The organism is Phycisphaeraceae bacterium (assembly GCA_019636655.1).
GTDB lineage: Bacteria > Planctomycetota > Phycisphaerae > Phycisphaerales > UBA1924 > JAHBXB01.
Genome location: JAHBXB010000002.1, coordinates 843408 through 863754 on the forward strand (window position 1 = coordinate 843408; position 20347 = coordinate 863754).

Genomic DNA, 20347 nt, shown 5'->3' on the forward strand with positions numbered 1-20347 from the left:
CAGTATACCAACACCCGCTCGATCACCTGATCAGCCGGCCCGTCACCGGCGTGAACTCCTTCGTCTTCACGCTCCACACCAGCGTCACGTCGAACCGCGACGAGTCCACGCGGCTCAGGCTCCCCACGATCAACTGCGTGGTCCGCAGGTGCGCCTCGGGCCGGTACCAGTCCAATGACGCCGCGTCGTACAGCGGCAGTTCATCGGGCATCTTGTACACCGAGTAGCCCCGGTCCCGCTGGATCTCGCTCCGCAGGAAGACCAGCCCGATCCGGCGATCCACCGCGTTGGGCGCCAGGTACGACAGGATCTGCCGCGCCTGGTGCTCCGCCATGCGACCGCACTCGTTCGTCGCCGCGATCTTCATCTGCACCACCACCACCGCCGCCACCACCCACGCCCCGGCCCCGAGCGCCGCGGTGACCCGAGCGCCCCACGACATCGACCGGTACCCATCCGCCGCGAGCCCGCACAGCAGCGCCAGCACCACCAGCGGCGCCACCACGTACACCTCCGACACCTTCAGCAGCACGTTGTTGGGGAACGTCGCCGCCACGAACGCCGCCAGCAGGAACACCATCCACCCCGCCGGCGACTGCTCGAACGATCCGTATCGCACCGCCCGATGCGGCTCCCGGCTCGCCCGCCACTGCGTCCACAACCCCAGCGTCAGCCATGTCGCCGTCGCCACGCCGCCAAGCCCGGCCGCCCCGAGCACGAACAGGTTCGACCGGTTGATGAACACCCAGACCGTGTTCACCGGCAGCAGCAGCGCACTCGCGTACAGCGCAAAGTTGTATGGAAGGTACTGCGGCCCGGCCTTGGGCATCTCTGGTACATCCACAGGCGAGGTGAACCTCCTCGCCCACAGCAGCGTCAGCATGACCGCGCTCAGCACCAGCCCCGTCACGATCGCGCTCACCCACCGCCGCTGCTCGCGGAAGTACAGCATGATCCACGGCGCCATCAGCACCAGCGCGAACGCGTACTCCTTGGTCAGCGCCGCCACCACGAACAGCGGAACCGTCACCACCAGCATGAGCACCGCCCGGTGCCGCAGGTGGTACACCCCCAGCGCCATCAGCCACATCATCGCCGGCGCCAGCGTCGACGACCATGTGTCCAGCCCCACCATCACCGCTGCGAACGCCGGGTGCAGCGTCGCCACCAGCCCCGCCGCCCCCACCCCGACCCTCGTCAGCGGCATCGCCCTCGCCCACAGCAGCACCGCCAGCACGTACACCGCCGCGCTCACGAGGTTGAGCACGTGCTGGTGCAGCGTGCGCTCCTCCGTGGTCCCCCCGATGTTCCCCACCGCCCACACCACCAGCGACTGCAGCGGCCTGTAGTTCTTCCCCTGCAGCGGCTTGGAGAACAGCGACATCACCCCGAACTCGTTCCCCCGCTGGATCTCCGACAGCGCCGGGTAATCATCCCCGGCCGGGGGAATATCAAGTGAGTTCCAATACAGCGCCGTCATCACCAGCATCAGCACCGCGAACGCAATACAACAAAACCGCAGCGACACATGCGTCGCCGGCGGTGCTGTCGGGCCGTTGGGCAGTGTCGGCATGAGGTCCTCGGCCCCGGGGTCGGAATCGACGGGGGCAAGCGGCGATTCGCGGAGAGTCTTCTATCGGTTTCCCGCCCGCATATCGGCTCCCTCGTGAAGCCGAATCGCCGATTCCAGGTACCGAGCGTCCCCGCCACCCACTTCCTGATCCCCATCAAGATCGGCCGGAGATCCAAACAAAGTCCAGAGATCTTCGATATCAATCGCGCCGTCACCATTTCGATCGAAGCGGAGCGCCTCCAACGACGCCGGATCGAACGGCGCCGACAGCACATCCATCTCGCTGCACGTTACATACCCACCGACCGGTAACCCGCTGATCCGCACCCCCATCACCATCACGGGAACCGCCAGCCGCAGATCAAGAATCTGAAACGGCACGCCCGGGTCCGGCGCTTCGGACAGGGTCCCCGTCGGCGCCGCCCACTGCCCGCCCGCGAGCACCTCGAACAGCACCGATTGCATCGCCCCGCCAACCGCCCCGCCATCGGTCCCATCGAAGTGCTCCCCCTCGACCAGCCTGAGCGTGTGCGCCAGGACCGGCCGGTCGTACGTCACCGTGAGCGTTACCGGACCCGGCGGCGCACCGGAGCCTTCGCTGGAGTAATACGTCGCATCGATCCGGTCCACACCGGAGAAGTCCGTCTCGCGCCCATCGCAGAACAGCGATGCCGCGCCGCCGCCGCGCCCCCACGCCGGGCTCCCCGCCGGCGCACTCGCCGTTACCACGCCGCCCTCGCGCCGAACGCGGTTGTTCGCACTCCGCGCATCCTCGTGCTCCAGGGGGTTGAAGGCCCGACGCCCGCCAACCGCCGGCACCGACCGGGCCGGCGGCAGCACCCACCGCCCAGTCGGCCCGTCGATCCCTCCGCCCTCGGCGATCACTACCTGTTCCACCACCGGGATCGCCCGCGCCGCCAGCATCGCCAGCGTGTCGTCCGCCTCCGCATCCCCCGGCAGGTAGTCGGGCAGGTTGTCGCGGGTCCGCCCGATCCAGAACCGGTCCGAGAGGCTCCGGCCCGGGAACTCGGCGCGGACCCACTCCGCGCCGTGCATCAGCCCGAGCAACCCCCCCATCGTCGCGGTGCCGTTGTCCGAATCCCACCCCGACAGCGTCCCAATCTGGATCGTGCGCTGCAGGCTTCCCTCCCCGTACAAGAGCGCCATCACTCCCGTCGCCAGATTGATCGGCGACTCGTACCAGTTTCGGTACGTAAACCCGTTCGCCGCCGCGTTCAACTGGTACCGCTGATACACCTTGTCCCGCGTCGACTCCCAGTCGCCGACATCCGGGTTCGCCAGGTAGTCCGCCAGCACGAAGTCGATCACATCCGACGCCTTCGATGCGTCCGGCAGGTACGACCTCGCGCGCGACACCATCCACAGGATCCGCCCCCGCGCCCCGAGCGCCGGATCGGCCTCCGCGGCGAGCGAATACAGCAGCACGTAGAACTGCGCCGCGTGCGCTGCAAACCCGTGCGCGGTGGTCCGGATCGGCAAGTCGGCCAGCGCCAACGCCCGATCGGGCATCCCCGGCGCCAGCGCGCCGAAGACCTCCGACGTCAACTGCGCATCGATCTGCAGCGCCGCGGGGTTCGCCGCGGGCAGCGACGTCGCCGGCGGCGACAGCCCCCGCCCGATCAGCGCCCGTGCCTGCGCGTTCGAGACCCAGATGAACCTGTTGATGTGATCGGTCCACCCCTGCGCCACGTCCGCGGGCGTCAGCAGCGGCCGCCCGAGCGTCGAGATCAGGTGCACGTAGACGTACTCGATGTCCGTGTCGTCATCGGCCTGCCACGGATCCTGCTGCGTGACAAAGTCCACCAGCCGCCCATCCACCACCTGGCCCCAGTTTGAGTCGGTCAGGAACGGCGGCGCCGTCCGGATCCCCTCGGTTCGCAGCCCCGTCCAGTTGGCGATGCACTGCGCGAGCCACATCCCGTGCAGGCGGTCCGTGTACTCCGCCCGCTCGAGCACGCGCACCGGCTGAGCCGCCACCGGTTCCGCCGCGGCGGCGAGCCACCACCCGGCGGCCACCGCCGCCACCCGCCCCAGGATGTCCGGATACCTCTTCATACAGCTTCTTGCATCGCGCAATCCCGACCCATTCAACTCTACAGCCGCCGCGGGGATTCACCAGCCTCTACGATCCCCCTCCACAAGCAGGAAACCGGGCCGTCGACGCTGGGTCGGGGCCGCGATCACGCCGATACGGTCTCCACTTCATGTACTGCATGGGGGGAGGGGGGCCCTCCCCGGGGATCAAGGACGAGCACGCCGAATGACTGAACACGCACCCGGCACCCGACGAGCACTGGTCACCGGCATCACCGGGCAGGACGGGTCCTACCTCGCCGAACTGCTGCTCTCCAAGGGCTACGAGGTCCACGGCATCATCCGCCGCTCCTCCTCTTTCAACACCGAGCGTATCGACCACCTTTACCGCGACCCGCACCTGCAGCAGGCCGGCGGCGGCCGGATGGTCCTGCACTACGGCGACCTCTGCGACGCCAACGTCCTCTCCAAGCTCATGCGCGAGGTCCGCCCGACGGAGGTCTACAACCTCGGCGCCCAGTCCCACGTCCGCGTCTCCTTCGACATGCCGATCTACACCGCCGACTCGGTCGCCACCGGCGCCCTCAAACTCCTCGAGGCCGTCCGCGTCCACCAGCAGGAGTCCGGCGGAAAGATCCGCTACTACCAGGCCAGTTCCAGCGAGCAGTACGGCAAGGTCGTCGAGACCCCCCAGACCGAGCGCACCCCCTTCTACCCGCGCTCCCCTTACGCCTGCTCCAAGGTGATGGCCCACTGGTGCACCGTCAACTACCGCGAGAGCTACGGCATGCACGCCTCCTGCGGCATCCTCTTCAACCACGAAAGCCCCCGCCGCGGCGAGACCTTCGTCACCCGCAAGATCACCCGCGCCGTCGGCCGCATCAAGATGGGCCTGCAGGAAAAGCTCTACCTGGGCAACCTCGACGCCAAGCGCGACTGGGGCTTCGCCGGCGACTACGTCCACGCCATGTGGCTCATGCTCCAGCAGGACGAGCCCGACGACTACGTCGTCGCCACCGGCCGCACGATCAGCGTCCGCGAGTTCTGCGACCTCGCGTTCACCATGGCGGGCCTGGACTACAACGACTTCGTCGCGGTCGACCCGCGCTACTTCCGCCCCGCCGAGGTCGACGTCCTGCTGGGCGATGCGTCCAAGGCGCGGCAGCGCCTGAACTGGCAGCCCAGGGTCACCGTCGAGCGCCTCGCGCACATGATGGTCGAGGCCGACCTGGAACTGGCCCGCCAGGAGCGAACCCTCCGCGACGCGGGCCACCGGGTGCCGGACTCCAAGGGCCACGATCAATAGGTCGCGGCGCCCCTGGCTCCGCCCGGCTCCGGTCGAGGCAGCGCCAACACCCGCCGCAACGGCGCCGAGAGACGGTCCGGCGCCAGCTCGAGCAGGTCCTTCAACGACCCGACGAACGCCGTTCGCAGGAGCGCCGCGAGCAGGAATCCGCCCGCGCCGGCCACGATGACGCAGCGGACAGCCGGGTGCAGACCGACTAGCCAATAGACATCCGCGGCGACGACCGCCGCGGAAACCGCGGTGAGCAAGGTTGCCGCCGGCGCGAGCGACGCGAGCACCTCGCGTGCGGAAATGGACTCGAACGCGAGCCCGCGAACGATCATCCAGACCCCCGCGATGACGGAGAAGACGCCGGTCCCCGCGGTGATCCACAGCGCGGTGCCGCCCACCCACGCGGAGACCCCGGCGCTGATTGTCATTCCGGCGCCCACCGCGAGCATGAACATCGCGGTGTACCTGAACCTCCCGGAGCCCATGAGCACGGCGCGGGGCAGCACGTGGAGCACGAACAGCGGGTACGTGCCGGCCATGATCCACACGCAGGGAACCGTGCTCTCCCACCTCCCGCGCCAGATCAGCGCCTCCACCGGTCCGTAGATGATCCCGACAAAGAGGCTCAGCGGGATGCAGCTGATGGTCATCGCGTGCAGCGCCCGGATCACCGCCCGCCGACGGCGGTCCGGGTCGTGCTGCAGCCGGGCGATCGACGGCAGCAGGACGCTCTCGAACTGCGCCGCCAGAACCTGACCCGACTGCGTCAGGATCGCGAACGCGAACGAATAGACCCCCACAACCTCCTTGGAGACAAACAGGCCCATCGAGCCGTACATCCCGTAGTAGATGAGCGACACGGCCAGGAGCTGCGCGATGGCCCACTTGCCCTGTGCGAAGAGCGAGGACCACATCGGCATGTTGGGGGGGCGGCTCCACGAGCGGTCGCGGGCAAAGGCGTACAGGCCGGCGGTCTCGAAGACCGTCACGACCATCAGGGCGTAGACCATGCTCAACGGCCCGGCGCCCAGCCACGCTGCGAGGATCGTCACGCTGTAGCGGATCATGGCCGACCAGAACGCCAGCGACGCGATGACCTTGAACCGAAGGTCGAGGCGGAGGCGCGTGTCGCACATCATCTGGACGGTCGTAAACGGCGCGGTCGAGGCGATCAGCAGCAGCATGACGGCGAGCCGCCGGTCGTCGTAGATCGCCGCCACCACGGGGGCCGACGCGGCGAGCAGGAGGGCCGTGGCGACGTTGAACGCCATCGACATCCAGAACACCGGGCCGCTGATGCGCTCGTACTCCGATGGCCCCCGGTGGATCAGCACGAAGCGGAGCCCTCCGTCGCGGAATATCTGGATCAGGCTCGCGGCAGCCATCGCGATGGCGTAGATGCCAAAGTCCGACTTGGTCAGGAGGAACGCGAGCACGCCCTGCGCGACCAGGGCCACGCCCCGGCTGGCGAGGACCGACATGACCATGAAGATCATGCCCGCGCCGACGCGCTTCCCCATGGCCGCCTGACGCGAGTCCTGCCTCGGGGCTGCGGAGGACGCCGGGGGCTCGTGTTCGTTCGAGGTGGCCGTGGTCATGGATCCCCGGTGTCGCGACGCTGCGCCAAGCAACCAGATCGGCTCGGCGCGGCCGGCGCCTTGTGCGGCTTGCCCGCACAAACGAAAGCGGGGGGCGGTGCGGGCCGATGAATGACGGTACGGCCCACGCCGAAAAGCGGGGATGTCTACGATCGGTCCCCCGAGGAGTTCGGCGATGAACGGCGGCGGTGCGGAACACGAGAACAACGGCGGGAAGCCGGGACTGAGGAGGTTTGTTCCTCCGGTTCTGATTTCGTTCTGGGAGCGGGCGTTCATGCCCGCCTCGGGCCGCGTGATCGTGGATTCGAAGGCACCGTTGAGGGCGTATATCCACCCCCACACGCACCTGGGTCGGAATCTGTTGCAGACAGGCCGGTACGAGGTCGAGACGGAGGAGATCATCCGCCGCGAGGTGCACGCTGGGGACGTCTTCCTAGATATCGGGGCCAACGAGGGCTTTCTGTCTGCGTTTGCCGGGACGCTGGTGGGGCCGCAGGGACTGGTGATCGCGATCGAACCGCAGTCGCGTCTGCAGGCGATCATCGAGATCAACCTGCGGCTCAACGACGTGAGGCGATTCCGGATATTTCACCGGGCGATCGGCGAGTCGTCGTCGAGCACGGCGTCGATCAACCTGTACCCGGAGATCAACACCGGGCAGTCGAGCCTGCTGAAGAAGCCCCGATTCGGGTGGACGACGGTGCGGCGCGCGACCGAGGAGATCCGGTTTATCGCGCCCCAGGAGATCCTGGCTCAGTGCGGCGTCGACCGCTTCGACATGATCAAGGTCGACGTGGAGGGGTTCGAGTACAAGGTCGTGGACGCGCTGCTGCCGATTGTCCGGGAGGGCAAGGTCCGGAAACTGCTGCTGGACTATCACGCGTCGATCCTCGCCAAGTTCGGCATCGACGCCGCCGACATCCACCGTAAGTTGCTCGACGCGGGGATGCGCGTGGTAGAGGGCGATACGTCGCGGCTTGAGTCGTATCTGCTGTACTACCACTCGTCGATCGGCGCCGATCGGTAGTCTTGCCGAGCCGGCGCGACCCCGGCGGCGCGGGCCACGATGCGGATTCTCTCGATCACACACATGCTGGGTCCGGGGGGGCTGGAGCGTGCGGTGCAGAACTGCGCGCTCGAGTACCGGCGACGCGGGCACGAGTCGGCGGTGCTGTCGTACGAGGCCGGCGGGGTGCGGGCAGAGGCGATCCGGGCGGGAGGGGTCGAGGTGTTCCTTCCCGATCCGGATCTCGAGAGCGCGCTGGAGCGGGCGCGGGCCTGGCGGCCGGACGTGGTGCACGCGCACCGGATCGGGATTGCGCAGCCGGTGTGGGACAGGGTTCTCGGCGCGCTGCGCACGGGGAGCGAGCGGCTGCCCGTGGTCGAAACGAATCACTTCGCACGCGTGGACTACTCGCCGGGACGCCTCGCGATCGACGTGCACATGCACCTGTCGCGGTGGTGCCTGTGGAAGTGGCGCGGCTGGTCGCGGTGGCAGCGGCCGGCCCCGGTCGGCGTGGTGGTGCCGCACATAGTGGACGAGGGATCGTTCTACCCGGAGACAGGTGAGGAGCGGCTCGCGTTCCGGCGCGAGCACGGGCTGCCGGAGGGTGCGATCGTCTTCGGGCGAGTCGGGCAGGCGGATCCGGGGAAGTGGCTGCCCGCGATCTTCGGCGCGTTCGCGGCCGTCGCAGAGCAGAACCCCGAAGCGTGGCTGCTGCTGGTGGGGCTGCCGGCGGTGCTTCGCCCGGACCTGGAGCGGCTGCCCGCGGGCGCGCGGGCGCGGGTGGTCACGATCGACCCGCTGCGCGGCGATGACCTGCTGCGGCGGTGCTACAGCGCGATGGATGTGTTTGTTCATGCCTCGATGCTCGGCGAGTCGTTCGGCTTCGTGCTGTGCGAGTCGATGCTGTGCGGGACGCCGGTGGTCACGCTCAGCCGACCGCTGAAGGACAACAGCCAGCTTGAGGTGGTCGGGCATCTCCGCGGCGGGCTGGTGGTGTGCGACGAGGTGTCGATGGCCGAGGCGATGCGGAGGCTGGCGTCGGATCCGGCCTTGCGGACGCGGCTCGGCGAGGGCGGGCGCCGGTGGGTGATGGAGCAGTACAGCCGCGGGCGGGTTGGGGATGAACTTGAGCGGGTGCTGGCAGCGACGGTTGGGGCGGGGGGCGATCGGCGGCGGCTGGGGGAGGCGCTGGCGGACCTTTCGCCGCGGGTGAGCACGGGGTCGATCCGGGAACTCGCCAGCGAGTGCATCGGGCGGCCGTCGTGGCGGGAGCGGTTGATGCTCCCGATCGTGAGCAACCCGGTGGTGTACCGTGCGTGGAGCGGGATCAAGTTCCGGGGACGCTCGTCGCGGCGGAGGGATGGGCGGCGGGTCCAGTAGAATCCGGGCTCACACGGGGCGACTCCGCGATCATGCGCATCCTCACCATCATCCATGGGCTCGGGCCGGGCGGCATGGAGCGCGTGGCTCAGAACTGTGCGCTGGCGTACGCGAAGGGCGGGCACGACTCGGCGGTGTTCTCGCACTCGCATGACGGCCATCGGCGGGCGATCCTCGAGCGGGCGGGAGTGCCTGTGTTTGTCGGCGGCGAAAGCGAGGCGGAGCGGGTTCGCGGGGCGCGGGAGGCGTGGGCGTGGGGGCCGGACGTGGTGCATATCCACCGGTTCGGTTACCCCGAGCCCGCCGCGGGGCATGTGCTGCGGGTTCTGCGGGAGAGCGCGGAGGCCCGGGGTGGGAGGGAGGGGCAGGGAGGGCGGCTGCCGGTGGTGGAGACGAATCACTTTGCGCGCGCGGACGCGACGGCGGATCGACTGCTGATCGATGCGCACATCCAGATTTCACGCTGGTGCATGTGGCAGTGGCGGAGGTGGTCGAGGGGACTGCGCCCCGAGGCGGTCGGGGTGCTCGTTCCGCACATGGTCAAGGCGGATGTGTTCCGGCGCGCCGCGGAGGATCGCATCAGGGCGTTCCGGGCCGAGTTCGGGGTGCCGGAGGACGCAGTGCTGTTCGGGCGGGTCGGCCAGACGACACCGAGCATCTGGCCGCCGACGCTGATCGACGTCTTCGAGGAAGTGGCCCGCGGCGACGGGCGGGCGTGGCTGATGGTCGTCGGCTCGCCGGACTCGCTGATCCCGCGGATCGAGCGACTGCCGGAGGACGTGCGGCGGCGGGTGGTGCGCGTGCCGTTCATCGTCGGCGACGAGCGGCTCGTGGAGTGCTACAGCGCGATGGATGTGTTCCTGCACGTCACGCTGATCGGTGACTCCTTCGGGCTTGTGCTGTGCGAGGCGATGCTCTGCGGGACTCCCGTGATCACGCTGTCCACCCCTTGCAGGGGCAACTCGCAGGTGGAGGTCGTCGGCCACCGGCGGGGCGGGCTGGTGTGCGCCGATATCGGGTCGATCCCCGGGGCCATGCGGACCCTGATGGACGACGCTGGGCTGCGGCGGCGCTATGGGCTGCAGGGTGGCGAGTTCGTGCGGCGGGAGTTCGATCCCGAGCGGATCACGGGGATGCTGCTGCGGGTGCTCGCAGCCGTGCGCCGGCATGAGTCTCGTGAGGAACTGCGGATCGCCCTGGCCGAGGATCCGGCGATGGTCCGCGGAGTTGGGTGGAAGGAGATCAGGGGGCTGCGGGACGATGCACTCGGGCGGACTCCTCTTTCCCAGCGGCTCCTGATGCACATCGTGGGGCAGCCGTGGATCTACAGGCTGATCCGATTGGTGCGGCGGCCGCCGAAGGAGGGTTACTCCGATCCCGGGTTGGCACCTCGAGGGGCTGGGGCCGGGGCCCATTGAGGCATCGCGCGGGGTGCCACGCGGAGTGTCCTTGTAGCGGCGCGGGCCTGGGGTGAAGTTGGCGAGGCGAAGCAGGAGGGCGGCGGCGCGGCGGGCGGTTTCCCGGGAGCGGCGGCGGAGTTCTAACCCTCGCTGGTCGCCGGGGCGGACTGGGAAGTGGGCTTCGTCGGCGTTGTGCTCGTCGATGGAGCGGCCCAGGGCGATGGTGGCCGCGGGGAGGAAGTTGCTGGCGACGATGCGGGTGCGGCGGGCGATGGTGGACTCGATCTGGTCGAGGCGTTCAGCGATCTCGGGCTCGGCGAACCAGAGGACGAGGGCTTCGACGGTGGTGTGGTGAAGGTCGGCGACGTCGCGGAGGGTGAGGGTGGGGTCGGTGACGGAATCGAGGATCTTGGCCGCGAGGTCGGGGGAGGGGTTGAAGGAGGGGAGGTTGAGCATGCCCCGAGCAGGATACGGGTTTTTGACGGTGTGTCAATAGGGTTTTGATAGGATTTTCAGAAATGCTGTAAGTCTAGTGATTCTCGGATGTTGGAGATTTCCGTAGTCGTCGTGCGTAGGCCGCGATGTTGGCGCGAGGTGCTGGACGAGAGACGGAGCGTGTGGGGCCGATTGTGAAGGGGTCTGGCGCCAGCGATCCGCCGTGATCGTGTTCCATGCGTTCGTAGGTTGCTGTCGGCTCTCGCAGTCGCAAGCGCCACGGGAACGCGCCCAGCACGCCGTTAGACTTCGCTCATGGCCGAGGCGCCCAGCACGCTCACTGTTCAGGGCCTGAGCAAGACCTACGGCACGCTCGTCGCCGTGAGCGGCGTCTCCTTCGATCTCAATCCTGGCGACATCCTCGCGCTCGTCGGGCCGAACGGCGCGGGCAAGACGACCACGATGCGCGCTGTGTGCGGCATCATCTCCCCGACTGCCGGCGCCATCACGATCGCCGGGCACAGCCTCAAGGACGACCCGATCGCCGCGAAGGCCGCCCTGGCGTACGTCCCCGATGATCCCAAGCTCTTCGACGCGCTGACGGTCTGGGAGCACCTGCAGTTCATCGCCGCGGCGTACAACGTTGCCGACTGGCAACCGGCGGCGGAGGCGCTCCTCGAGGCGTTCGATCTTGTCCCCAAGCGGACCGCGCTCGCGATGGAGCTTTCCCGCGGCATGCGGCAGAAGGTCGCCATCGCGTGCGCTTACCTGCACAACCCGGCCCTCATCCTTCTTGACGAGCCGCTGACCGGACTCGACCCCGTCGGCATCCGCACGATGAAGGACTCGATCCGTGCCCGCGCCGAGGCGGGTGCGGCGGTCGTGCTGTCGTCGCACCTGTTGGGGCTGGTGCAGGACCTGTGCACGCGCGTGCTGATCATGAAGGGCGGCGTCCTGCGTTTCGCCGGGACGATCGCCGAGGCGCGGGATCGATTCGCCGCGGGCGCGGCCGGCGCTTCGCTCGAGGAGGTCTTCTTCTCTGCCACCTCCGGTGATGTATCGGGCACGGAATCGACTCCCGAGGCGAAGCCGTGAACCAGGACGGCGCGCTGCCCCCACCACCGCCCCCTCCGCCCACCCCTCCCCGGGGCGTCCGCGCGCACGCGGCCGCGGCGCCGGTCGCGCGACGGCCGGCACGCGGCCTGCTCCCGCGTGGGCTGGTGGTCCTGATCCTGCTGCGCTACCGGTCCGTCATCCGGCGCATGGTCCGCGGCAGCGGCAAACGCCGCGGGTTCGCCATCCTCGGCCTGGTCATCATGGCCCTGGGGCTCATGCCGGCGCTGCTCACGCGGGCCCGGGGGCGACCGGCTGCTCCCCCGTTTGATCCCGAGGCTCTCAGCCTCTGGCTCCCGCTGGCGCTGCTCGGGATGGTGGGCCTGCAGGTCATGGCCCGCAAGACGAGGAGCCCGTCCATATTCCAGCCCGCGGACCTCGACATGGTCGTGCCGGGCCCGTTCTCCCGGCGCCAACTGATCCTGTATCAACTGGCGTACCAGTCGGCGCCGCTCGTGCTGATGGGCTTCTGGTTCGGCCTGTTCATCCGCGGCCAGAGTTACCCATGCACGGTCGCCGGGGTTGCGCTTGCCGGCTACCTCATCATGCTGCTGGCCTGGATCATCGCGGCGGCGAGCGGGATCCTGCGGGCGCGCCTGCGGTGGCTCCTGCCTGTCGTCGCGATCTCGGCGGTGGCGTTTGTTGTCTTTGCCGCGCGGATCGCCCCCTCTCCGAGCACCGCCGACTCGGCGCAGTGGATCGCCTGGCTCACCGAGATCCGACGGTGGCCGGTCGTCGAGGGGCTGCTGCTGCCGCTGCGTCCCTACGTGCAGGTCCTTACCGCGCCGTCGCTGGCGGAGGCATCGATCGACCTGATCAGCGCGGTGCTGATCAGCGCGGCCCTGACCGTGCTCCTGGTCGCCCTGGACCGCGGCGAGGTCGAGGCCCTGGTGCTGGAGGCCCAGCGCCAACTGGAACACGCCGATCGCGTCAAGCGCGGGGCGCTCCCGGCGGGCGAGGTGGCGGCGAAGCGGCGCCTGGGCATGTTCCCTCGCCTCGGCGGGGCGGGGCCCATGGCGTGGAGGCAGTTGACGGGTGTCTACCGCGCCGGTCCGTCGTGGGTCTTCGCGCTGACGCCCGTGGTCATCATCGTCGGCGTCGCGGCGCTCTGGCGGATGATGGACCACGTCGACGCCCTGGTCGCGATGGCGATTGCCGGGTTCGCGTGCCCGCTGGCGCTGGCCATGATCTTCCGCTGCGACTTCCGCTCCGACCTTGACCACATGCCGCTGCTGAAGACCCTGCCGATGTCGCCCGCCGCGATCGTGGCGGGCCAACTGGCGGCTCCGATCATTCTCATCGCGGGCATCATGCTCTGCGTCATGGGCGGCTTGGCGCTGGGCGCGGGGCGGCCGTGGCTGCTGCCGGCGGGCCTGGGTATCGGCGTGGGCTGCCTGCCGGTCACCGTGGCGATGGTGGCGATCGACAACACTGTCTTCCTGATCGCACCGACGCGGGCCTACCGGCAGGCGGCGCCGGCGGGATTCGATCCGACCCTGGTCGGCCGGCAGGTGGTGCTGTCGCTGGTCCGAGCGGCGTTCCTGATCGGGACGGGGCTGCTGGTGGGCGCTCCGGTGGCGGTGGTCCTCGTGCTGGGCGGGCCGCTGCCGGTGGCCATCGGCCTTGGCTGGTGCGCGCTGACCTTCGCCGCGGCGGCGATGCTCGTGGCGTGCACGTGGGCGTACAAAGCGTTCGATGTCACGGAGGACCTCCCCGCCTGACCGCGGGGCCACCTCACCCACTCAATACTACTTCCCCTTCCCTCGTCGTCTTTCTCGGCCAACTCCCGGCGGGAGCGTCGCCGCGGCGGTTACTTTTTGTAGTAGTCGAGGTTCAACTGGATGTACTTGTTCCACTCCCCCGGCAGGTCCTCCTGGGGGAAGATCGCCTTGACGGGGCACTCATCGACGCACAAGCCGCAATCGATGCAGGTGTCGGGGTCGATGAAGAGTTGGTCGGCGGTCTCGAACTGCTGTTCGTTCTTGGTCGGGTGGATGCAGTCGACAGGGCAGACCTCGACGCAGGAGGTGTCCTTGGTGCCGATGCAGGGCTCGGCGATGATGTGGGGCATGGTTCGTCCCTGAAAAAACGTGCGTGAAGGCGATGATAGCCGCCCACCCCGGACGCCTGTCGACCGCCGGGATTCGGGGGCTGGGGACGCCGGCCGGCAGGGACCTGCCAGCGGCCGCTCCCCGACCTAGCACCCCCCCTGCAGGGCGGCCAGCCACGCCTGCACGAACGCGGCGATGTCCACGGGAGTGACCACGCGATCGGCGTTGAAATCGGCGTCCAGCGTTCCGGTCGAAAGCGACGCCATGAAGAGTTGGATGAACACGGCGATGTCGGCCGGGTTGACCTCTCCCGAAGCGTCGATGTCCGCCGGGCACGCTGGGCAGCCGGTGAGCACTCCGAACGACCGGGCCGGGACCCCGCCCGTCGATATGAACGAGCCGCCGAGCATGAGGCGTGCGGGTCCGCGGGACGAGGGAGGAGCGGAGACGATGGCGTTCACCACAGGCGCACCCGAGCCGAAGCCGACAAGCGTGGGGGTCGCCCCAGGGAGGGCGGACCAACTGGTTCCGTCGAACGCGGCGACACCGGCGAGCGGAAGAGCCCCGACCGAGGGGAACTCGCCTCCGACGATCAACTGCGGCCTCGCTGGGCCTGCCGGACCGTCGGCATCGTGTACGCGGAGCGTGAACACCTTGCCCGACGGGAAGTCGGGGAACGGCCACTCCCACTGGGATCCATTCCACCTCGCGATGTTGCGCGCGTCGGACCCCGGTACCTCGAAATCGCCCGCAGCGTAGAGCCTGGGCGGGTTGGCGCCGGCGGGGCCATCATCATCGAATACCGCCAGCGAGTAGACCAGCGGCGACGTGATCTCGGCCCCCGGAGGCAGCCCGCCCATGGGCTCCCAGGACGCTCCATTCCAGGCGGCGACGTTCGCGACCTCGACCGCTCCGGAGTGATCAAAGCGGCCCGCCGCGATCAAGCGGGCGGGCGAGCCGCTGCCATCATCAAACATGGTTACGGCGCGGACCAATCCGTATGGAAGTGTGCTTGAGAACCCGGCGCCGAGCGGGAGCCAGTTGGTGCCGTCGAAGACACCGATGCGGGAGAGGGGGACCGATCCCGCGGCGGAGAAGTACCCGCCCGCGACGAGCACGGGAGCGGAGAAGCCGGGTGGGGTGAGTCGCTCGATGACCCACACGTAGTTGTTGACTCTGCCTGCACCGACCCTCAGCCATTGCGCCCCGTCGAATCGGATCGCCTTTTCAAAGTCCTGCCCCATCACCAGCTCAATAAACGCTCCTCCAACTACTACCTGCGGCTGTGACTCGCCCGGAAACGTGTACCAGGATTGGGCCAACACTGACGCCAAATTGCCGAGCGCCGGCAGGAACTTCCACCCGTGCGGTCCCAGGCGAACGACAAGCGGAACCGTGGCTAGGTCCCGCTCTAGGGCGGCGTATAGTGATTCATCCTCGGCGAGCGTCAGACACCGAATGCTCTTGGGAATGCCGTGGTCCAACGCCACCCATTGGTCGCCGCGCCGCACGGCAACATTCCCTGTGATCGAGTCGTCGACATAGTTGAAGCGACCTGCCGCAAGGATGGCAGGGGCCTCAGACTCATCGATCGTCGCGAGTACTGACACGGATGCGGAAGTGATGCCCCCCGGAGGAACGCCCCAGGGGACTCCAATCGCGGAGGCAGCCCACGCGGATCCCGTCCATTTGGCCAGGCAAACGTTCCCGATTCCTGTGACTGAGCTCGTAGAGCACCCAACATAGAGACTGGGGCCATCGCGGTCCTCGATCGTCGCGAGTACCACGGCGGAGCCCGAAGTGTTCGAAAAGCCGGGGCCGATGCTTGACCACGCGGCGCCATCCCATCGCGCCACGGTGCCACTGGGCGTGGAAGTTGGCGCGACAAACAGCCGCGGCGGGTTGGGCCCTGCACCATCCTCATCGAAGACCGCCATCGAGGTGATGCTCCCCGAGAGCGTGCTCCCGCCGATGAGGCGGCTCCATGCGCCGTTCTCCAGCCGATAGACCCCTGCACTCCCGCCTGCAAAGAGCGCCGGAGACTCTGGGCCCGGGCCGTCAAGATCGAGCACCTTCAGGCACGTAATCGTGCCCGAGAAATTTGCGCCAGACCACGCGACGCCGTTGAACTTGGCAATTGTGCCGAGCGGCCCATCGGCGGACGTGATCGGGGAGAAGCTACTGCCGGACATGTAGAGCTGCGGCCCCCCGCCCAAGCCGTCGTCGAAGACAGCCGCGCCCTGACTTCCGCCGCTGATGTCGACACCATTCGGCAGTTCCCAGGTATTCGAGGCAGGGTCAAGGCGACGGACTGAAGAACTGATACTGATGCCATCTTGCTGAAAGGAGCCCACCGCGTACAGCCGCGGGTATGGCGCCGAGCCGTCGTCGAACAGAACGAGATGCCTCACGGAGATCGGATACACCGCCCCCTGGCCCGGGAGCGGACCAACACGTTGCCATGACGAACCCGTCCACTTCGCAGCACCGGGCGAATCCACACCCCCTGCCTGGGTGAACTGCCCGCCAATATATAGCGCCGGCTGGTTCGGCCCGGGTCCATCATCGTCGTACATGACGGCGGACAAGATCAAGGATGTCCCGGTCCCGGGCGGCGCGAAGTCGCTGCTCCACGACGGGTCGCAGGGCTGGGCGAGAGCACCCCACGCGCAGGCCGTCGCCAACAACCCTGCCGCGACTGCACGTGCGATACCCATACGTCTTCCTGTTGTGAGATTACCCCGGTGTATTGTCGCACGACCATCGCCCGGCTGTCAAGCCCTTTGTGCGATATGCGTACGGGTCCGCTTCGTTACAAGGCCATCATCTGTCAGGCGCACCCCGCCGGGAGTCCACCCGCCCGACGTGTGACGACCAGGAGCAGAGAGGAAGCGTCCTGAGTTCGCGCCTGACCGCGTCCACAGCAGGACCGGCAACGTCACGCGATCAGCCGGAGGCACGCGGGGTAGCGGTAGATCTCGCCGCGGTTGGCCGCGAAGGCGGCGAGGATCGGGCCGACGATGGTCAGCACGAAGGTGGCGCCGATCACCAGGAAGCCCAGGCCGCAGACGGCGACCAGCAAAAGCCCCACCAGGTAGTAAATGATGATCGAGATATTGAAGTTGATCGCTTCCTTGCCGTGGTCGCTGATGTAGAGGGATTCGTTGCGCTTGATGAGCCAGAGCACCAGCGGGGCGACGAGGGGGACGCCGATGGCGAACATCAGGAAGGTGGAGAGGTGGACGAACGTGGCGTAGGTCCGCTGGTCCGCCGTGGCGCCTTCATCGATCACGCGGCGGCGGGGCGGGGGGGCGTTGGTGGTGAAGAATTCGTCCATGGAGATTCCGGCCTGGTGCACGCGCATGGTCGCCTCCCAGACGTGATTGGGCAAGCGGGGGGCGGAGTTTCGCGCGAGGGGGGAGCGAGGGGCGGCGGGTGCTGAATCGGGGCGCCGCGAGCTCCTGTTTCTTTCAGTCCAGGGCGCGGGTCGACCGCTCGCCCCCGTTTCGGGCGTCTCGGCGCGGCCGGGACAGCCACATCACGATCCGGCGTTCCAGCACACAAATGACCGTGGCGCCGGCAAGGAAACTGGCGAAGAACACCAGGATGAGGCGTGCCAAGTTGAACCCGAAAAACGACTCCCAACTCTGTTCAAGCAGCCGCCCGGACACCGTCAGGGCGATCAATGGAAACGACGCCCCGACCAGGAACACCATGAAGAGCACCAGCGCCGACAGCCGCAGGATGCACCGCAGCCGGTACCGCTCAAGCGCGATGGCGGCATTGGGGGTCATGCCGCGGCTCCCGAATCACCCACTCCGCTTTTTTCCGGGCCGCCAAGCAACTCCGCCGCGAGCTCCAAGCCGCACTCTGGACACCGCGTCGTCGTGAGTTCCCGGAGGTGGTAGCCGCACTGCGGGCACAGGTTCTCCGGGAGCGGCAGGAGCCAGACGACGAGCCTTCGCTGCATGACGCACAGGAATGCCGCCCCCACCAGGAAGTTGCCCGGCACGCTGGCCACCTGGCGGAGAATCTCCAGCAGGCGCATCCCATCGAACACCCTGCCCGTGATGAGGAGATCCATCAACGGCGCCGAAGTGCCGATCAGGAACACCATGAAGAGCGCAAGCGCCGCGAAGCGGATGTTCCGCCTCATCCTGTAGCGCTTGCGAACGATCGAGCCCGTATCGAGGATCATGGGTCAGTGCCCGAACAGGTTCTTCTGCCCGAACATCCCCTGCGCCTCGAAGTACGCCAGCGCCTCGGGCACCGAGCTGAAGATCTTCGTCGCCGTCTCCGTAATGAAGGGCGACGGGGACTTCTTCGGCTTCCAGACGATGTAGACCTCTTTGGTGTGCTCGAAGGCGTGCTGCAGTTCCCGCTCCACGCCCGACGACAGCCCGGGCACGCCGCCGGGGAGTTCCGGGATCAGGCTCACGATCATGTCGGACTGATCGATGAGTTTGAAGTCCCGCATGTAGATCTGGCCGTCGATGTCCCCCGCGATGTCCAGCACCTCGCGCACCCGCACCCGGATCGCCCCCATCCCCCCACCACCCCCCGCACCCGTCATCGCGCCGCCGAATGAGTGCGGGGCAACCTCCAGGAACTCTTTTCCCTCGCGCGCCGCCGCGATCGCCCGCTCCAGCAGCAGTTTCTCGTCGACATCGCCGGGATCGAAGGTGATGAAGTGCCCCGCCAGCGCGGCGCGGAACTCGTCGATCTCCGCCAGCACATCGGGCATGTCAACCACGTGCGACATGGGGAACGACGGGTACACCTTCTTCATGTCCGGCCGGCACACCAGCCGGAAGAGCGTCTGGCGCGTGTCCGTATGCCGCCCGCGGCTGAGGATGTAGAACCGCGATCCCGCCACCGCCTGCGACAGCAGCTCCGTCGCGAGGATCTCCTCCTCGCGCCACACCATGCAGTCTTTCAGCGTCGCATCGATCTGGTGCTCCAGGTGCAGCCGATGGTGGACCACCTCGATGTTGTCGACCAGGCACACCAGGAGGTCCGGCTCCAGCGCTCGCACCTGGTCGAAATCGAAGGCCGAGAAGAGCCCGTGCCTCCAGCGGAAGGTCGCGTGCGTGTTCACCACCAGGTTCTTCTGGCCGCGGGTGCTGGAGATGACGTCCTTGAACGCCGCCCGGCGCAGCGAGGTCAGTCGGGACAGCGGCAGGTCGAGGATCTTCCCGGGCCGGATGTCCCGCGCCTCGGCGTACATCAGGTCACCGATGTGGTGCACCTCCAGGGACTCCCCCTGGTCGCCCGCAAAGGCCTGGACGCCCTGCAGGTACGGCTTCTTGTCCATCCCGACCTGGCCTGTGACGATCGCTCGCATGGGACCACAGGGTAGGAGCCACCACTCCGCCGCCCCAGCCTGCTGTACCCGCCGCCCCGACGTCCGTACCCTTGGGCCCTATGGCCATCCTCGTCAACGCCGACACCCGCGTCATCTGTCAGGGCATCACCGGTTCCTTCGGCGCCCAACACACCAGGGGCTGCCTGCACTACGGCACCCGCCTGGTCGGCGGCGTCACCCCCGGCAAGGGGGGCACCAAGGACCCCAACGGCCTCCCCATCTTCGATACCGTCGAGCAGGCCGTGAAGGCCACCGGCGCCACCGCCACCATGATCTTCGTCCCCCCGGCCTTCGCGGGCGATGCCATCCTCGAGGCCGCCGCGGCGGACCTCACGCTGGTCTGCTGCATCACCGAGGGGGTCCCGGTGCAGGACATGATCCGCGTCCGCTCGATCCTCGATGAGATGAACATCACGGCCCCCGCCGGCGAGCAGACCATTCTCATCGGCCCCAACTGCCCCGGCATCATCACACCGGGCAAGAAGACCGGCTCCGGGGAATCCCCCGCGGATCCGTACACCTCCGCGACCAAGTCCGGCGGTGGCTGCAAGATCGGCATCATGCCCGGCTACATCCATACCCACATCTCGGAGAGCAAGTCCGGCAAGGCCGTCGGCATCGTCTCTCGCTCGGGCACCCTCACCTACGAGGCCGTCTGGCAGACCAGCCGCCTGGGCCTGGGGCAGTCCACCTGCGTCGGCATCGGCGGCGATCCGGTCCGCGGCGTCAACCACATCGATTGCCTCAAGCTCTTCGAGGCGGACCCCGACACGCACGGCATCCTCATGATCGGCGAGATCGGCGGCAGCGACGAGGAGGCCGCGGCGGAGTACATCCGCGCCCACGTCAAGAAGCCCGTCGCCGCCTTCATCGCGGGCCGCACCGCGCCCCCCGGCCGCCGCATGGGCCACGCCGGCGCCATCATCGAGAGCGGCGGCCAGGGCACCGCGGAGGGGAAGATCAAGGCCCTCGAGGCCGCGGGCGTCACCGTCGCCATGAGCCCCGCGGAAATGGGCGACGCCATGATGAAGGCCATGAAGCTCGCCTGATCGCGGCATGGCCGCGGCGGACGGC

General features: G+C 68.2%; 17 protein-coding genes. 8 read left to right on the forward strand and 9 right to left on the reverse strand.

Going from position 1 to position 20347, the window contains the following annotated elements; translation table 11 throughout:
- Positions 1 to 22: 22 nt before the first annotated feature.
- Both KF745_08985 and KF745_08990 read right to left on the reverse strand, forming a co-directional pair.
- Entirely contained in the window at positions 23 to 1573 is a 1551-nt protein-coding gene (locus tag KF745_08985) for a hypothetical protein (protein MBX3358551.1), read from the reverse strand.
- A 60-nt stretch (positions 1574 to 1633) separates the two neighbouring features.
- On the reverse strand, positions 1634 to 3649 hold the full coding sequence (locus KF745_08990; protein ID MBX3358552.1) for an ADP-ribosylglycohydrolase family protein: 2016 nt from the start codon (positions 3647 to 3649) through the stop codon (positions 1634 to 1636).
- Between the two features lie 205 nt (positions 3650 to 3854).
- Between KF745_08990 and gmd the strand changes: the two genes are divergently transcribed.
- Entirely contained in the window at positions 3855 to 4934 is a 1080-nt protein-coding gene (gmd, locus tag KF745_08995) for a GDP-mannose 4,6-dehydratase (GenBank protein MBX3358553.1), read from the forward strand.
- Here gmd and KF745_09000 read toward each other — a convergent pair.
- A complete protein-coding gene (locus tag KF745_09000; GenBank protein MBX3358554.1) occupies positions 4928 to 6523 on the reverse strand; it encodes an oligosaccharide flippase family protein in 1596 nt (531 codons plus the stop codon). The genes gmd and KF745_09000 overlap by 7 nt on opposite strands.
- A gap of 175 nt (positions 6524 to 6698) precedes the next feature.
- Between KF745_09000 and KF745_09005 the strand changes: the two genes are divergently transcribed.
- From KF745_09005 to KF745_09030, 6 genes are all read left to right on the forward strand, one after another.
- On the forward strand, positions 6699 to 7550 hold the full coding sequence (locus tag KF745_09005) for an FkbM family methyltransferase (GenBank protein MBX3358555.1): 852 nt from the start codon (positions 6699 to 6701) through the stop codon (positions 7548 to 7550).
- A 39-nt stretch (positions 7551 to 7589) separates the two neighbouring features.
- Positions 7590 to 8909, forward strand: coding sequence for a glycosyltransferase family 4 protein (locus tag KF745_09010; GenBank protein ID MBX3358556.1), 1320 nt, complete (start codon positions 7590 to 7592; stop codon positions 8907 to 8909).
- Between the two features lie 32 nt (positions 8910 to 8941).
- On the forward strand, positions 8942 to 10327 hold the full coding sequence (locus KF745_09015) for a glycosyltransferase family 4 protein (GenBank protein ID MBX3358557.1): 1386 nt from the start codon (positions 8942 to 8944) through the stop codon (positions 10325 to 10327).
- 156 nt (positions 10328 to 10483) lie between these two features.
- The gene (locus tag KF745_09020; GenBank protein MBX3358558.1) at positions 10484 to 10813 is read left to right on the forward strand and encodes a hypothetical protein; all 330 of its coding nucleotides are present in this window, start codon (positions 10484 to 10486) and stop codon (positions 10811 to 10813) included.
- Between the two features lie 246 nt (positions 10814 to 11059).
- Positions 11060 to 11839 (forward strand): ABC transporter ATP-binding protein, encoded by a 780-nt coding sequence (locus tag KF745_09025; protein ID MBX3358559.1) that lies wholly within the window; start codon positions 11060 to 11062, stop codon positions 11837 to 11839.
- On the forward strand, positions 11836 to 13578 hold the full coding sequence (locus KF745_09030; GenBank protein MBX3358560.1) for a hypothetical protein: 1743 nt from the start codon (positions 11836 to 11838) through the stop codon (positions 13576 to 13578). The genes KF745_09025 and KF745_09030 overlap by 4 nt, the downstream gene beginning before the upstream one ends.
- A gap of 89 nt (positions 13579 to 13667) precedes the next feature.
- Here KF745_09030 and KF745_09035 read toward each other — a convergent pair whose 3' ends face one another.
- From KF745_09035 to KF745_09060, 6 genes are all read right to left on the reverse strand, one after another.
- Positions 13668 to 13928, reverse strand: a complete 261-nt coding sequence (locus KF745_09035) for a ferredoxin family protein (GenBank protein MBX3358561.1) — start codon at positions 13926 to 13928, stop codon at positions 13668 to 13670.
- 126 nt (positions 13929 to 14054) lie between these two features.
- A complete protein-coding gene (locus KF745_09040; GenBank protein ID MBX3358562.1) occupies positions 14055 to 16319 on the reverse strand; it encodes a hypothetical protein in 2265 nt (754 codons plus the stop codon).
- A gap of 527 nt (positions 16320 to 16846) precedes the next feature.
- Positions 16847 to 17272, reverse strand: coding sequence for a DUF4870 domain-containing protein (locus tag KF745_09045; GenBank protein MBX3358563.1), 426 nt, complete (start codon positions 17270 to 17272; stop codon positions 16847 to 16849).
- A gap of 106 nt (positions 17273 to 17378) precedes the next feature.
- On the reverse strand, positions 17379 to 17702 hold the full coding sequence (locus KF745_09050) for a hypothetical protein (GenBank protein ID MBX3358564.1): 324 nt from the start codon (positions 17700 to 17702) through the stop codon (positions 17379 to 17381).
- Positions 17699 to 18106 carry a hypothetical protein gene (locus tag KF745_09055; protein MBX3358565.1) on the reverse strand — a complete coding sequence of 136 codons (408 nt, stop codon included), beginning with the start codon at positions 18104 to 18106 and terminating at the stop codon, positions 17699 to 17701. Before KF745_09055 ends, KF745_09050 begins: the two co-directional genes overlap by 4 nt.
- Positions 18107 to 18109: 3 nt before the next feature.
- Complete coding sequence (locus KF745_09060) at positions 18110 to 19252, reverse strand: AAA family ATPase (protein ID MBX3358566.1); 1143 nt, start codon at positions 19250 to 19252, stop codon at positions 18110 to 18112.
- Positions 19253 to 19332: 80 nt separating this feature from the next.
- Between KF745_09060 and sucD the strand changes: the two genes are divergently transcribed.
- Positions 19333 to 20322, forward strand: a complete 990-nt coding sequence (sucD, locus tag KF745_09065) for a succinate--CoA ligase subunit alpha (protein ID MBX3358567.1) — start codon at positions 19333 to 19335, stop codon at positions 20320 to 20322.
- Positions 20323 to 20347: the final 25 nt, after the last annotated feature.